Annotated in this window: 16 protein-coding genes; 10 read left to right on the top strand and 6 right to left on the bottom strand. The window is 59.2% G+C overall.

What is annotated here, in order from left to right; translation table 11 throughout:
* Window positions 1-107: 107 nt before the first annotated feature.
* The 4 genes from D8U18_RS11295 to D8U18_RS11280 all read right to left on the bottom strand — a co-directional run bounded on the left by D8U18_RS11295 (window position 108) and on the right by D8U18_RS11280 (window position 3,517).
* A complete protein-coding gene (locus tag D8U18_RS11295) occupies window positions 108-1,019 on the bottom strand; it encodes an SDR family oxidoreductase (RefSeq protein ID WP_130905180.1) in 912 nt (303 codons plus the stop codon).
* Between the two features lie 124 nt (window positions 1,020-1,143).
* Window positions 1,144-2,046 (bottom strand): alpha/beta hydrolase, encoded by a 903-nt coding sequence (locus D8U18_RS11290; RefSeq protein WP_131107628.1) that lies wholly within the window; start codon window positions 2,044-2,046, stop codon window positions 1,144-1,146.
* Window positions 2,046-2,828 (bottom strand): class II aldolase/adducin family protein, encoded by a 783-nt coding sequence (locus tag D8U18_RS11285; RefSeq protein WP_130905179.1) that lies wholly within the window; start codon window positions 2,826-2,828, stop codon window positions 2,046-2,048. Before D8U18_RS11285 ends, D8U18_RS11290 begins: the two co-directional genes overlap by 1 nt.
* Before the next feature lie 233 nt (window positions 2,829-3,061).
* Window positions 3,062-3,517 (bottom strand): flavodoxin, encoded by a 456-nt coding sequence (locus D8U18_RS11280; protein WP_131107627.1) that lies wholly within the window; start codon window positions 3,515-3,517, stop codon window positions 3,062-3,064.
* A 102-nt stretch (window positions 3,518-3,619) separates the two neighbouring features.
* On the opposite strand from D8U18_RS11280, the gene D8U18_RS11275 reads away from it, so the two are divergent.
* Entirely contained in the window at window positions 3,620-4,096 is a 477-nt protein-coding gene (locus tag D8U18_RS11275) for a PAS domain-containing protein (protein ID WP_056855061.1), read from the top strand.
* Between the two features lie 54 nt (window positions 4,097-4,150).
* Window positions 4,151-4,756, top strand: coding sequence for a hypothetical protein (locus D8U18_RS11270; RefSeq protein ID WP_056855060.1), 606 nt, complete (start codon window positions 4,151-4,153; stop codon window positions 4,754-4,756).
* A 3-nt stretch (window positions 4,757-4,759) separates the two neighbouring features.
* Here the strand turns inward: D8U18_RS11270 and D8U18_RS11265 are convergent, their stop codons facing one another.
* The gene (locus D8U18_RS11265) at window positions 4,760-5,719 is read right to left on the bottom strand and encodes a MerR family transcriptional regulator (protein WP_131107626.1); all 960 of its coding nucleotides are present in this window, start codon (window positions 5,717-5,719) and stop codon (window positions 4,760-4,762) included.
* Window positions 5,720-5,985: 266 nt separating this feature from the next.
* Here D8U18_RS11265 and folM point away from each other — a divergent pair, with 266 nt between their 5' ends.
* The 6 genes from folM (at window position 5,986) to D8U18_RS11235 (ending at window position 9,908) form a co-directional block, all read left to right on the top strand.
* A complete protein-coding gene (gene folM, locus D8U18_RS11260; RefSeq protein WP_056855058.1) occupies window positions 5,986-6,696 on the top strand; it encodes a dihydromonapterin reductase in 711 nt (236 codons plus the stop codon).
* Window positions 6,697-6,716: 20 nt separating this feature from the next.
* Window positions 6,717-7,292: a GTP cyclohydrolase I FolE gene (folE, locus tag D8U18_RS11255; RefSeq protein WP_056855057.1), complete on the top strand. Its 576-nt coding sequence runs from the start codon at window positions 6,717-6,719 to the stop codon at window positions 7,290-7,292.
* A gap of 2 nt (window positions 7,293-7,294) precedes the next feature.
* The gene (folX, locus tag D8U18_RS11250; protein WP_007970304.1) at window positions 7,295-7,666 is read left to right on the top strand and encodes a dihydroneopterin triphosphate 2'-epimerase; all 372 of its coding nucleotides are present in this window, start codon (window positions 7,295-7,297) and stop codon (window positions 7,664-7,666) included.
* 96 nt (window positions 7,667-7,762) lie between these two features.
* Window positions 7,763-8,059, top strand: coding sequence for a DUF1244 domain-containing protein (locus D8U18_RS11245; protein ID WP_056855056.1), 297 nt, complete (start codon window positions 7,763-7,765; stop codon window positions 8,057-8,059).
* On the top strand, window positions 8,052-8,390 hold the full coding sequence (locus D8U18_RS11240) for a HopJ type III effector protein (protein WP_130905176.1): 339 nt from the start codon (window positions 8,052-8,054) through the stop codon (window positions 8,388-8,390). Before D8U18_RS11245 ends, D8U18_RS11240 begins: the two co-directional genes overlap by 8 nt.
* A gap of 267 nt (window positions 8,391-8,657) precedes the next feature.
* On the top strand, window positions 8,658-9,908 hold the full coding sequence (locus D8U18_RS11235; RefSeq protein ID WP_131107625.1) for an aspartate aminotransferase family protein: 1,251 nt from the start codon (window positions 8,658-8,660) through the stop codon (window positions 9,906-9,908).
* Window positions 9,909-10,173: 265 nt separating this feature from the next.
* On the opposite strand, the gene trxB is transcribed toward D8U18_RS11235, so the two are convergent.
* Entirely contained in the window at window positions 10,174-11,130 is a 957-nt protein-coding gene (gene trxB / locus D8U18_RS11230; protein WP_056855053.1) for a thioredoxin-disulfide reductase, read from the bottom strand.
* Between the two features lie 315 nt (window positions 11,131-11,445).
* Between trxB and cysZ the strand changes: the two genes are divergently transcribed.
* Both cysZ and D8U18_RS11215 read left to right on the top strand, forming a co-directional pair.
* Window positions 11,446-12,198, top strand: a complete 753-nt coding sequence (cysZ, locus tag D8U18_RS11220) for a sulfate transporter CysZ (RefSeq protein ID WP_056855052.1) — start codon at window positions 11,446-11,448, stop codon at window positions 12,196-12,198.
* Between the two features lie 40 nt (window positions 12,199-12,238).
* Window positions 12,239-13,438 (top strand): glycosyltransferase family 1 protein, encoded by a 1,200-nt coding sequence (locus tag D8U18_RS11215; RefSeq protein ID WP_131107624.1) that lies wholly within the window; start codon window positions 12,239-12,241, stop codon window positions 13,436-13,438.
* Window positions 13,439-13,444 lie beyond the last annotated feature (6 nt).

Genomic DNA, 13,444 nt, shown 5'->3' with positions numbered 1-13,444 from the left:
TTGGCCGCTGCGTTTGCAGCGGCCTTTTTTATGGGCGTGGTTTTTGTCGCGAGGGGGGTCAATCGGGGACGGCAGAACCTGATTTGGCTCTGCCGAATGAAGCGCAGTCAGAGCGAATATTTTTGCAAATTCCCCATCATCTCCTTCAACGCTTCAATATTGTCCTTCGGATGCGCCGCTCCTTCGAAATCACAGATCTGCTGCCAATGCGCCGCCACGTCTTCCGGGGAGAACCCCACCCGTGGATCGAATCCGGCGCCGAGGCTGCGTTCCCAGCGGACTTTGCCCATCCAGCCGCCGCCGACTTCGAACAGGCCGGAGGTTTCCTGGCAGTTTTCGCTGGCCAGGTATACCACCAGCGGGCTGACCAGTTCTGGCTTGAGTTGTTCGAAGACTTGCGGCGGGATCAGGCCTTCGGTCATGCGAGTGCCGCCGGTGGGGGCGATGGCGTTGACCAGGATGTTGTTCTTGCGGCCTTCGATGGCCAGGGTGCGGGTCAGGCCATAGAGGCCAAGTTTGGCCATGCCGTAGTTGGATTGGCCGAAGTTGCCGTAGATGCCTGAAGTGGACGCGGTGAAGATCACTCGACCGTAGTTTTGCTCGCGCATGTGCGGCCAGGCAGCGCGGGTGACTTTGTAGGCACCTTCGACGTGGACGCGGTAAACCAGGTCCCAGTCGGCGTCGTCCATTTTGTGGAATGTCTTGTCGCGCAGGATACCGGCGTTGTTGACCACCACGTCGACCCGGCCGAAGGCATCGAGGGCGTGCTGGACCAGTTTGTCGCCATCGGTGACCGAGTCGTGGTTGGCCTCGGCGGTGCCGCCGGCCTCGCGGATTTCAGCCACAACGCGGTCGGCCGCCGAAGCGTTGGCGCCTTCGCCCTGGGCCGAGCCGCCAAGGTCATTGACCAGCACTTTCGCACCCTGTTTGGCGAATAACAGTGCATGCGCCCGTCCCAGGCCGCCACCTGCACCGGTGATGATCACGACTTTATCTTCGAAGCGCACAGACTCATTCATGTGGGGAAACTCCAGCAGGCCAGGGACATTACCCGGGAGTGTCAGGCACGGCGCTGCCGCTCACAATGAACACGGCGGAGGCTGAATGGTGCGCGATAAGGCTGGGGGATGATGAGCCCCAGCCTCAGGAACAGGCCACTTTGAGGGGTGGCATCACCAACCGGTCGCGAAACGCCAGGTAATGCTTGAGCACCTGGCACGGCGCCTCGATCTGGGGATAGTGACCAATATCGGTCAGCAGCACGGTGTCCGGTTCGGGGATCAGCTCGCGGTAACGCGCGACCATGTGCGCGCCCGAGATCGGATCGACTTCGCCATCGATTACCCGCAGCGGTACTTCACCGCGCTGCATTGCACTGACCCAGCGATCGCGCTGGACGCGGCGCTCCGGAATGTACGTGATCAATTTGTGCATGATCCGAGGCCCGCGATTGCTTTCGATCAGGCTCCAGAAATCATCCATTTCGCTTTCGCTGGGTCGGGTCTGCGGCCCGAAAATCTGGCGGAAGCTTTTCACCAGGCCGTCGCGACTGAACGCGCGGCCGATCATCCAGCCCAGGGGGCCGAGCAGCAGTTTTTGCATCAGCACCGGACGGTGGGTTTCCGGAAACAACCCGCCATTGAGAAACACGCAACTGGCGAGATTGATGCGCGATTCGTAATGCCGGGCCAGCAGTTCCTGGGCCACGCTGTCGCCATAATCATGAGCCAGTACATGCACCGGTTGCTCGACATGCAGATGAGCCAGCAATGCCTGTTGCAGATCGGCCTGCTCCAGCAGGCTGTATTCATGGTTGACCGGTTTGGCCGAGTCGCCGAAGCCCAGCATGTCGCAGGCAACCACCCGATAACGCTGGGCCAGCGGTTGCCAGAGATAATGCCAGTCCCAACTGGCACTCGGGAAACCATGGATGAGCAACAGCGGCTCACCCTGCCCCGCCGTCCAGTAATGGATGGTCTGACCATGGAAATCGAAGGTCTGCCCGCGTTTGCGCCAGACACTCAGGGGGATCTCTGCGAGTGCCATTAGAGTTTATAACCCGGGTCTTGTTTATCGAGTTTGCGCAGCAACGCCGGCCACGCCAACGCTCCGCCCATGCCTTGGGAGCTTTTGGTGACACCGGCAATCATTGCCTTGGCGCCGGCAAGAATCTGCGGTTCGATGGCGATCAACTCGGCACCACCGTTCTGTGCCATGACCTGAATGTCGCAGGCGCGCTGAAAGGTGAACATCATCAGGAAGGTGTCGGCGATGCTGTTGCCGCAAGTCAAAAGACCATGGTTGTGCAGCATCAGGAAGTTGTTCTCGCCGAGGTCGGCTTGCAGACGTGCCTTTTCTTCGTGATTCAGCGCAACGCCTTCATAGGCGTGATACGCCAGGCTCGACAGAACAAAAAGCGACTGCTGGCTGATCGGCAAAATGCCCTGCTTCTGCGCCGAGACCGCAACACCTGACGCCGTATGGGTATGCAGCACACAGACCACGTCATGGCGAACTTCGTGAACGGCACTGTGGATGGTGTACCCGGCCGGATTGATCTCGTAGGGACTGTCCATCAACTTGTTACCGGCCTGATCAACCTTGACCAGGCTCGACGCGGTGATTTCATGAAACATCAAGCCGAACGGGTTGATCAGGAAGTCTTCGGTGCCAGGTACTTTGGCAGAGATGTGGGTAAAAATCAGATCGTCCCAGCCATGCTGGGCCACCAGACGGTAACAGGCAGCGAGGTCGACACGGGTCTGCCATTCGGCTGCGCTGACCAGGTCTTTGACGCTGTGTGAGGATTGGACTGGGGCTACGCTCACGGCAAGGAACCTCGGCTTTTTTATTATGGAGTGTTTCCAATGACTACCGAGTCTAGTCAGCCTCCAGGGTTCCCGTAGTTGCATTGGCAGCCAGCTTGATGGCCGAACGAGTCAGTGGCTCAAAGAGTTTGGATCCGTGTCAAAGTACCGCCGCCAGGCAAGGCGAGGCGCGCCTTTGAAGCAGCCTCGACAGAACCGTGACAGCGGTTGAAACGAACGTTGAAGACTGTCGGTCAACCGCGCAATGCGCTGACCAGTTCTGCCAGCCAGGGCTCTGCATCGGCTTCAGGGGTCACACTTTCACTGGCGTCCAGACGCAGCATCGGCAGGACTTCGCGAATACCCAACTCGCCGAACAGCTCGCGCATCAACTCGCCACCGCCACAAAAAGTATCGCCATAACTGGCATCGCCCAGCCCGATGACCGCACCGGGCAAACCACGCCATTGAGCGGGCAACTGGTCGCGAATCGAGAAATACAGCGGTTGAAGATTATCCGGCAATTCGCCCATGCCAGTGGTCGAGGTCACGGCGAGCAAGGCGTGCGGGGCAAACGCTTGAATGTCTGCAAGGCTTGCACGGGGGTTGTGCAGGGTTTCGAAACCGGCAGCGTTCAAAATGTTCGCGGCGTGACGGGCGACTTCTTCAGCCGTGCCGTAGACCGAGCCGGAAATGATGGCGACGTTCATCAATCTGATCCTGAACCTGAGTGAAAGACCGGGATATTAACAGCACGGTCAGCATTGTTCTTTTAGAATGCCGCAGACAACCAACAAGGAAGGGTTTCAACGATGATCAACGCAAAGCTGCTGCAACTGGCCATCAATGCCTCCAATGACGGCATCGTGATTGCCGAGAAGGAAGGCGAGCAAGACAAGATCCTGATTTACGTCAACCCTGCTTTCGAACGCCTGACTGGGTACACCAGCGAAGAAATCCTCTACCAGGATTGCCGCTTCCTTCAGTCGGGAGACCGAGATCAGCAGGCCCTCCCGTTGATCCGCGATGCATTGAACAATGAAGGCTCCTGCCGGGAGATCATCAGGAATTACCGCAAGGACGGCACCCCTTTCTGGAACGAGCTGTCGATTTCCACGGTGAAAAATCCGAATGACGGACAGGTCTACTTCATTGGCGTCCAGAAAGACGTGACCGTGCAGGTCAAGGCGCAGCAGCGGGTTGCACAGCTCGAAGCGCAACTGGCTGAAGTCCAGGCCGAACTCGCGGCGATAAAGGCGACGAACGGCGCAAACAAAACTGCGAATTAATTGTCATTAACTACAATCACCAATGACTTTGTATCTATATCTTTCGAGTTTGCTATGCAACGCGACGCGCTCCTGACCCAGGATGAGCTGGATTTCATCCAGACCATGCAACATAACCCGCAGCTCAATGTGCGGGATGCGACGTCGAGTCTGCTGGTCAACGGTGGATCGCAAATCCGTGACTTGCTCACGCGCCTTGCTGCGCATGAGCAAGTGACCATCCAAGCCAATTTCGAAAATCAACAGATGACCTTCCCCCTGCATCTGGTGGAAGACGAATTTCACGCGCTGCATCTTCGGCTGGGCGTACCCAGCATTTATGAAGACGGGCCATTGGTCCGCCCATGGCGGCTGGTGCTCGACGAGCCGGTAGCCCTTGAAAATGCCAAGGGCCAGCCCGGCACGATGTGGGTGCATGAAGTATCGTTCAAGGGCGTGCTGTTGGAGGTTCGCAACAAAACCAAGGCACCGAAGCACTTCGCCTTGTGGTTCAGCCCGTCAGGCTATGAGCGAATCGCCTTGCGTGGCACGTTCGAGAAGGAAACCGAACAAGGCTTCTATGCCTATCAGTTGAGCCAGGACGACAAGGATGAAACCGAGCGTTTGCGCCAGTACATCCTGCAGCAGCACCGACTGACCCACCCCGCCCTGCATCTCTGACGATCAGGTATCCAGACCGCCAGCAAGAAATTGATTCAGGCGCTGGCGCATCACCGTTCCCTCGTTCCCCAGGCAGCCAATCGACGATCCGGCCAGGCTTTCCTGCGCCAGATCCGATGCATCGCCCGCCAACAACACTGGACAATCCAGGCTCATCGCCAGGCGATTCAAACGCCGCGGCAGCTCCGCCGTCGGCACGTGGTTGGAGAACAGCACCAATGCCTCTGGCTTGATTCGTTCGCAAACCAGGGTCAATTCATCAAACGGCTGACCAATGGTCAATACCCGCACGCCCGTTTGCCCGGAGCCGAGAAACAGCGCAGCAAGCAACAGCTCAAGCTCCCGGCATTGTCCCGCGAGGGCACAAACGATGACTCGTCTTGGTTGTTTGTCGCGAATCAGCAGCAGGCGCTGCAACACTCTTGATCGCAGAAAACCATCGAGGAAAAGCCACTCGCTGGTCCTGCCGAACGCATCCTGGCGTTGCAGCAACTGCTTCCAGAGCGGAAGGAGAATGTCCTGGAAAACGACCGGCTGCGAATACGTGGAAAAAATCTGACCGTAGACCTGATCCAGCCGAACCTCATCGAATGACACGACGGCGGCCTCGATCTGTTGCTGCCACTGCGAGTAGTCAGCCTGCACAAGGTCTTGAGGTATGAGGTGCGACAACGCTTGAAGCGGCGCAGCCTTGGCCAGGATCTTGCCGATTTTGCTGACTGCCACACCGCGTTCGATCCAGCCGAGAATGCTGCGCACCCGCTCGACATCGGCCATCGAATACAGACGATGCCCACTAGCGGTACGTGTCGGCACGATCAGCCCATACCGGCGCTCCCAGGCACGCAGGGTCACCGGGTTGACGCCGGTCAGGCGCGACACCTCGCGAATGGGGAAGAGCTCATCCTGCTCCAGTAAGCCGCTGTGGCGGGAATCCGAAGCGATGTCAGTGATTACGGGCATCTAGCTAAACATCCTTGTAGCGTTCGAGGCCCATTCTAACTCTCCAGTCCCGAAAAAATTCAACCTGACGCGGGAAAGAATGTCGCTGTCGCTTCTGGCACATCAGCAATAGGCCTTGTCTGGCCCGAGACGCACCCCATCACCCCCGACGCTGCGCCTGGCGAAACACCTCTCCTGAGTGACCTCGGCACTGCCCTTGCGGTGGGCGTAGGTGAACGCTGCAATGCGCTGGTATAGTTTTGCTCTTAACGCGATGCGAGCCGCTCATGACCTCTTCTGCAGCCCCTATCCTCATCACCGGAGCCGGCCAGCGTGTTGGCCTGCACTGTGCGCAGCGACTGCTCGAAGACGGTCATCGCGTGATCTTCAGCTACCGCAGTGAACGGCCCGGCGTACAGACCCTGCGGGATTTGGGGGCGACGGCAGTGTTTGCGGACTTTTCCAGCGAGGCTGGGATTTTTGCATTCATCCGTGAACTGAAAACCCATACCGACAGCCTGCGGGCAATTGTCCACAACGCTTCCGAATGGCTCGCCGAAACCGCGGATACCGATGCAGCGGCATTCACCCGCATGTTCAGCGTACACATGTTGGCGCCCTACCTGATCAACTTGCACTGCGCCGACTTGCTCGAACGCTCGAGCCCCGCCGATATCGTGCACATCAGCGACGACGTGACCCGCAAGGGCAGCAGCAAGCACATTGGCTACTGCGCCAGCAAAGCCGGGCTCGACAGCCTGACCCTGTCCTTCGCTGCAAAGTACGCGCCGCACATCAAGGTCAACGGGATCGCGCCCGCCCTGCTAATGTTCAATGCTGACGACGATGCAGCCTATCGCGCCAAGGCACTGGCCAAGTCCGCCCTGGGCATCGAACCGGGCAGCGAAGTGATCTATCAAAGCCTGCGATATTTGCTCGACAACCCGTATGTCACCGGCACGACCCTGACCGTCAATGGCGGAAGGCACATCAAATAAGTGTCCCGCGAGGATCTTCCATGACGCTATTCCTGCACCAGAACGCCCTGTCCCAGAGCTATCGCGAGATCCTCATCGGCCTCGGTGAAAATCCTGATCGCGAAGGCCTGCGAGACACCCCGGCGCGTGCGGCCAAGGCGATGCAGTACCTATGTCATGGCTACGAACAAAGTGTCGAAGAGATCGTCAATGGCGCGCTGTTCGCCTCCGACAACGATGAAATGGTGATCGTCGACAACATCGAGCTCTATTCGCTTTGCGAACACCACTTGCTGCCCTTCATCGGCAAGGCGCATGTGGCTTATATTCCCACGGGCAAGGTGCTGGGCCTGTCGAAGATTGCCCGGCTGGTGGACATGTTTGCCCGCCGCCTGCAAATCCAGGAAAACCTCACCCGGCAAATCGCCGACGCGGTGCTGCAAGTCACCGGCGCGGCAGGCGTCGCAGTGGTCATCGAAGCCCAGCATATGTGCATGATGATGCGCGGCGTCGAGAAACAGAATTCGACCATGAACACCTCGGTGATGCTCGGCGCCTTTCGCGAGTCAAGCAACACCCGCCAGGAGTTCCTGCAATTGATTGGACGGAGCAAGTAGTAATGCCACAACTTCAACCAGGCATGGCACGCATCCGGGTCAAGGACCTGTGTCTGCGCACTTTCATTGGCATCAACGAAGATGAAATCCTCAACAAGCAGGATGTGTTGATCAACCTGACCATCCTCTATGCGGCCCAGGAAGCGGTGCGTGACAACGATATCGATCACGCGCTGAACTACCGCACCATCACCAAAGCGATCATCGCCCACGTGGAGGGCAATCGTTTTGCCCTGCTTGAACGCCTGACCCAGGAAATTCTCGATCTGGTCATGGCCAACGCCTCGGTGTTGTATGCCGAAGTCGAAGTCGACAAGCCCCACGCGCTACGGTTTGCCGAGTCGGTGTCGATTACGCTGGCGGCAAGCCGCTAGCTTCAAGCTATAAGCGTCAGGCTGTAAACTTGCAGCCACCACAACCCAACTTGCAGCTTGAAGCTTGCCGCTTGAAGCTGTCTCGCCGAGACCGCCATGAACGATCAACAACGCCTCGAACTCGAAGCCGCGGCCTTTCGCCGGCTAGTGGCCCATCTGGACAGCCGCAAGGATGTGCAGAACATCGACCTGATGAACCTTTCCGGGTTCTGCCGCAACTGCTTGTCCAAGTGGTACAAGGCCGCCGCCGACGAACGTCAGATCGACGTCAGCCTCGATGACGCTCGCGAAGTGGTTTACGGCATGCCGTATACCGAATGGAAAGCCCGATTTCAGCAAGAAGCCAGCGCCGAACAACAAGCGGCGTTTGCCAAAGGAAAACCCAATGAGTGATTTGAACACCCTGCGCGCAAGTCTCAAGACCGGTGAACACATCTTCGCCGACACCCTCGCGTTCATTGCTGCCGGTTACGACTACCAGCCTCAGGCCTTCAATAATGGCGGCGTGGAAAACGCCGCCGGGCAGAACGAAGGCTCGTGCAAGACCCTGGGCCTGGCGTTGCTGGAAGGCCTGAGTGATGAAGAAGCGCTGCTGGCGTTCGGCGAACATTATCGTTCGGTGCTGGCGACGCCTGAAGGCAGCGATCACGGCAATATTCGTGCGTTGATCGCCCATGGCCTGGCCGGTGTGAAGTTCACTCAGCAGCCCCTGACCCGCCGCTGATCTTTGTTGACCGGCTTGCTGGCGATGGCTGGCCGGTCGCCTGACTCACCGCAGATCCTTGTAGGAGACGGCTTGCTGGCGATTGCAGTGTGTCAGGCAACGTAGATGTTGATTGATATGCCGCCATCGCCAGCAAGCCGGCTCCTACAGGTATCGCTCGTACTTCCCGACTTTTCAGATTGACCCGGTGATTTTATTTCGTTTGCCTGGCACCGCTGCTCACGGCTTAGATAAAAAGAAGTCCTCCTTCTTCCGAGCCGGTCATCCATGCGCAACGAAACCATCAGCCAGTCGATCAACATCGTTCACCCTGTCACGCTCAGCCACGGCAAAAACGCCGAGGTCTGGGACACCGACGGCAAACGCTACATCGACTTTGTCGGTGGCATCGGCGTGCTCAACCTTGGCCATTGCCATCCGCGCATCGTCGAGGCCATCCGCGAGCAAGCCACGCGCCTGACCCACTACGCGTTCAATGCCGCGCCTCATCAGCCGTACATCGACTTGATGGATCGCCTCAGCTCGTTCATCCCGGTCGATTACCCGGTCAGCGGCATGTTGACCAACAGCGGCGCCGAAGCCGCCGAGAACGCGCTGAAAATCGTCCGTGGCGCCACCGGTCGCAGTGCCGTGATTGCCTTTGACGGCGCCTTCCACGGTCGCACCCTGGCGACACTCAACCTCAACGGCAAAGTCGCGCCCTACAAACAGAAGGTCGGTGTGCTGCCCGGACCGGTGTATCACTTGCCTTTCCCCAGCCAGGACAACGGCGTGACCTGCGCCGAAGCCCTGAAAGCCATGGAACGGCTGTTCAGCGTCGAAATCGACGTCGAGGACGTGGCTTGCTTCATCGTCGAGCCGGTGCAGGGTGAAGCCGGGTTTCTGGCCATGGACATAACGTTCGCCCAAGCGCTGCGCCGTTTCTGTGACGACAAGGGCATTGTGTTGATTGCCGATGAAATCCAGTCGGGTTTCGGCCGTACGGGGCAACGCTTCGCGTTCTCGCGTCTGGGCATCGAGCCGGACCTGATCCTGCTCGGCAAAAGCATCGCCGGCGGCGTGCCGCTGGGTGCGGTGGTCGGGCGCAAATCGCTGCTCGACAACTTGCCCAAGGGCGGGCTCGGAGGCACCTACTCCGGAAATCCCATCGCTTGCGCCGCCGCTTTGGCGACGCTGGACGAGATGACCGATGCCCACCTGCAAGCCTGGGGCTCGCAGCAGGAAGAGGCGATTGTCAGTCGCTACCAAGCCTGGTGTGATCGCAAGTTATCGCCCTACCTCGGGCGCCTGACCGGCGTTGGCGCAATGCGCGGCATTGAACTGACCCACGCCGACGGCACACCCGCCGCCGCGCAGTTGACGCAACTGCTGGCACTGGCGCGGGACGCCGGGTTGCTGCTGATGCCAAGCGGCAAGTCGCGGCACATCATTCGCTTGCTGGCGCCGTTGACCACCGAGGCAGCGGTGCTTGAAGAGGGGCTGGATATCCTTGAGGCGTGCCTGGCCAGACTGACCTGAGTGCACTCGCTCCTAAAGCAATTGATGATTAATCGAAGGTATAAAAAAACCGGCCAAGGCCTAATGCTGTTCACTTAAGGACGAGCACTATACCCGTGGCGAGGGAGCTTGCTCCCGCTGGGGCGCGAAGCGGCCCTAAAAAAGGGACTGCTGCGCAGCCCAGCGGGACGGTGCGGCGATCCGACAAGCTCCCTCGCCACAGGATGCCAACTTTTTCTTAAGTGAACATCATTAGGCCGAGGCCGGTTTTTTCATGCGGGCAGAATCAGGCGTTCTGCAGGCCGTCGAGGTAACGTTCAGCATCCAATGCCGCCATGCAGCCGGCGCCGGCCGAGGTGATGGCCTGACGGTAAACGTGGTCAGCCACGTCACCGGCAGCGAAGATACCTTCCAGGTTGGTCGCGGTGGCGTTGCCATCACGGCCGCCGTGTACCACCAGGTAACCATCCTTGAGGGTCAACTGACCTTCGAACAGCGAGGTGTTCGGGGTGTGGCCGATCGCGATGAACACGCCGTCGACTTTCACTTCGTCGAAGCTGCCGTCGTTGTTTTTCAGGCGAGCACCGGTCACGCCCATGTTGTCGCCCAGGACTTCGTCCAGGGTCGCGTTCAGCTTCAGCTCGATCTTGCCTTCGGCAACACGGGCATTGAGCTTGTCGATCAGGATTTTCTCGGCGCGGAAGGTTTCGCGACGATGGATCAACGTCACCTTGCTGGCGATGTTGGCCAGGTACAGGGCTTCTTCCACCGCGGTGTTGCCGCCACCGACCACAGCGACTGGCTTGTTGCGATAGAAGAAACCGTCGCAGGTCGCGCAGGCCGAAACGCCTTTGCCCATGAAGGTTTCTTCGGACGGCAGGCCCAGGTAACGAGCACTGGCGCCGGTGGCGATGATCAGGGCGTCGCAAGTGTAGGTCGCGCTGTCGCCCGTCAGGGTGTATGGCTTGGCAGCGAAGTCCACGGCGTTGATGTGATCGAAAACGATCTCGGTTTCAAAGCGTTCGGCGTGCTCGCGCATCCGCTCCATCAGCGCCGGGCCGGTCAGGCCGTGGACATCGCCAGGCCAGTTGTCGACTTCAGTGGTGGTGGTCAGTTGACCGCCGGCCTGCATGCCGGTGATCAGCAGTGGCTTGAGGTTGGCACGGGCGGCATATACCGCAGCGCTGTAACCGGCAGGGCCGGAACCGAGAATAATCACTCGCGAATGACGGACTTCAGACATGACCTGCTCCTGTTGACCGGCCCGGAACACCTGGCGCGGAACGCCGGATCACCGGCGGGAATAAAAAAGAACGGTTGAAAGCACTTGGGGAAGGCTTGAACCCGACCGTCCTGTAAAAAGATTGGGTGCAGCGTATCGAGGGGGCGAAGATTAAGGAAATACGGTTTAACAATCCAGCTCATAGGTGGTCTCTATGCCGTCAGGGTGATTTTCAGGACGCCTTTGTTACAGTGAATGTCGATACCGCTGCCGTGCTTTCACCTGCCAGGCAAAGCCGGTAAGGTCGGCGCGTTTACCCTCTGCTCGGAGCTCGTTATGCCCGCCCCCGTTCTATCCGGCCCGCAATACCTGCGTGAAGGCCTCAAACTGGTCCTCAGCCCCGGCCTGCGTTTGTTCGTGTTGTTGCCGCTGGCGATCAACCTGGTGCTGTTCGTCGGATTGATCTATCTGGCCGGCCATCAGTTCAGCCTGTGGGTCGATACGCTGATGCCTTCCCTGCCCGAGTGGCTGAGTTTCCTCAGTTACATCCTCTGGCCGCTGTTCGTGGTGCTGGTGGTGTTGATGGTGTTCTTCACCTTCACCATGCTCGCCAACATCATCGCCGCGCCGTTCAACGGTTTTCTCGCAGAGAAAGTCGAGGTGGTGGTACGCGGTACCGACGATTTCCCGGCGTTCAGCTGGGCTGAACTGGTTGCGATGATCCCGCGCACCCTGGCCCGCGAAATGCGCAAACTCGGCTACTTCCTGCCACGGGCGATCGGGCTGTTCATCCTCTCGTTCATCCCGGTGGTGAACATCATTGCCGCACCGCTGTGGCTGCTGTTCGGGGTGTGGATGATGGCGATCCAGTACATCGACTACCCGGCGGACAACCACAAGCTGGGCTGGAACGAAATGCTCGCCTGGCTGCGGCAGAAACGCTGGCAGAGCATGGGTTTTGGCGGCAGTGTTTACCTGGTGTTGCTGATCCCGGTGGTCAACATCCTGATGATGCCGGCGGCCGTGGCAGGCGCGACACTGTTCTGGGTGCGCGAGCGCGGTGCGGAGAACCTGGTGGTACAACGCTGACGCGGTCATAAATCCATCATCTGAACGTCACAACGTCGACATGGCCTCAGCAGAAACTGGGGTCATGACGACAGCTCTGCATATCACCCTGATCACTGAAACCTTCCCTCCGGAAATCAACGGCGTGGCCAATACACTGGGTCGCCTGTGTGACGGTTTGCGCGCGCGCGGGCATCAGGTGGAATTGGTCCGGCCTCGTCAGGGCTGCGATCAGCAGACCGGCAGCGACGATGAATTGCTGCTGTGCCGAGGTTGGCCGCTGCCAGGTTATCCAGGCTTGCAATGGGGCCAGTCGTCGATGCACAAGTTGTTGCGACGCTGGAAGCGTCATCGCCCGGATGTGCTGTACATCGCCACCGAAGGTCCGCTGGGCTTGTCGGCATTGCGCGCGGCACGGCGTCTGGGCATTTCGGTGGTCAGCGGCTTCCACACCAATTTCCAGCAGTACTCCAGCCAATACGGCTTCGGCTTGCTCACCCGGTTGCTGACGCACTATCTGCGCTGGTTCCACAACCGCTCGAACCTGACGCTAGTGCCGAGTGTCAGCCAGCGCATGGAATTGGAGCGCCGGCATTTCGAACGCCTGGCATTACTGTCCCGGGGCGTCGACAGCCAACTGTTCCACCCGGCCAAACGCCTGGGCGCTCTACGGGAGCAATGGGGGCTGGGTGAGAACGACATTGCTGTCATCCACGTAGGACGCTTGGCGCCAGAGAAAAACCTGGGCTTGCTCAAGCGCTGTTTCGACAGCCTGAAAAGCACTTATCCACAGCGTCACCTCAAAATGATCGTGATCGGCGACGGGCCGCAACGGGCGGACCTGGAAAGGGATCTGCCCGAGGCGATCTTTTGCGGCTCTCAACGCGGCGAAGCGTTGGCTGCTCATTATGCGTCGGGGGATGTGTTTCTATTCCCGAGCCTGACGGAAACCTTCGGCAACGTGGTGCTTGAGGCATTGGCCTCGGGGCTCGGCGTGGTGGCTTACGATCAGGCGGCGGCCGCGCAACATATTCGCCATGGTTACAACGGTGTGCTCGCGATGCCTGGTGATGAAGAAGCATTTTGCGATGCGGCAGCCTGGATGCTCGAAGAGCGGGAAACCTTGCGTTGCGTGCGGCTCAATGCGCGCCAGCATGCCAGTCGCCAGGGTTGGGCAGCGATCATTGAACAGTTTGAGGGGCAGTTGCGTGGGGCCTGTGTACAGGGGCAGGTGCTGCCGGGGGCGGCGATGTTGCCTTGACAGCTT

This window comes from Pseudomonas sp. Sample_10 (assembly GCF_004321495.1).
Lineage (GTDB): Bacteria > Pseudomonadota > Gammaproteobacteria > Pseudomonadales > Pseudomonadaceae > Aquipseudomonas.
The sequence above is the reverse complement of the archived record's forward strand: the minus strand, read 5'-3'. Positions and strand labels throughout refer to the sequence as shown.

What these genes read in the sequence shown, in the direction of transcription:
- D8U18_RS11215 (WP_131107624.1), top strand. Translation starts at nt 12,239, where the DNA reads ATGGCCTCAGCAGAAACTGGGGTCATGACGACAGCTCTGCATATCACC.
- D8U18_RS11240 (WP_130905176.1), top strand. Translation starts at nt 8,052, where the DNA reads ATGAGTGATTTGAACACCCTGCGCGCAAGTCTCAAGACCGGTGAACAC.
- D8U18_RS11265 (WP_131107626.1), bottom strand. Translation starts at nt 5,719, where the DNA reads ATGCCCGTAATCACTGACATCGCTTCGGATTCCCGCCACAGCGGCTTA.
- D8U18_RS11275 (WP_056855061.1), top strand. Translation starts at nt 3,620, where the DNA reads ATGATCAACGCAAAGCTGCTGCAACTGGCCATCAATGCCTCCAATGAC.
- D8U18_RS11280 (WP_131107627.1), bottom strand. Translation starts at nt 3,517, where the DNA reads ATGAACGTCGCCATCATTTCCGGCTCGGTCTACGGCACGGCTGAAGAA.
- cysZ (WP_056855052.1), top strand. Translation starts at nt 11,446, where the DNA reads ATGCCCGCCCCCGTTCTATCCGGCCCGCAATACCTGCGTGAAGGCCTC.
- D8U18_RS11245 (WP_056855056.1), top strand. Translation starts at nt 7,763, where the DNA reads ATGAACGATCAACAACGCCTCGAACTCGAAGCCGCGGCCTTTCGCCGG.
- D8U18_RS11270 (WP_056855060.1), top strand. Translation starts at nt 4,151, where the DNA reads ATGCAACGCGACGCGCTCCTGACCCAGGATGAGCTGGATTTCATCCAG.
- D8U18_RS11295 (WP_130905180.1), bottom strand. Translation starts at nt 1,019, where the DNA reads ATGAATGAGTCTGTGCGCTTCGAAGATAAAGTCGTGATCATCACCGGT.
- folE (WP_056855057.1), top strand. Translation starts at nt 6,717, where the DNA reads ATGACGCTATTCCTGCACCAGAACGCCCTGTCCCAGAGCTATCGCGAG.
- trxB (WP_056855053.1), bottom strand. Translation starts at nt 11,130, where the DNA reads ATGTCTGAAGTCCGTCATTCGCGAGTGATTATTCTCGGTTCCGGCCCT.
- D8U18_RS11235 (WP_131107625.1), top strand. Translation starts at nt 8,658, where the DNA reads ATGCGCAACGAAACCATCAGCCAGTCGATCAACATCGTTCACCCTGTC.
- D8U18_RS11290 (WP_131107628.1), bottom strand. Translation starts at nt 2,046, where the DNA reads ATGGCACTCGCAGAGATCCCCCTGAGTGTCTGGCGCAAACGCGGGCAG.
- folM (WP_056855058.1), top strand. Translation starts at nt 5,986, where the DNA reads ATGACCTCTTCTGCAGCCCCTATCCTCATCACCGGAGCCGGCCAGCGT.
- folX (WP_007970304.1), top strand. Translation starts at nt 7,295, where the DNA reads ATGCCACAACTTCAACCAGGCATGGCACGCATCCGGGTCAAGGACCTG.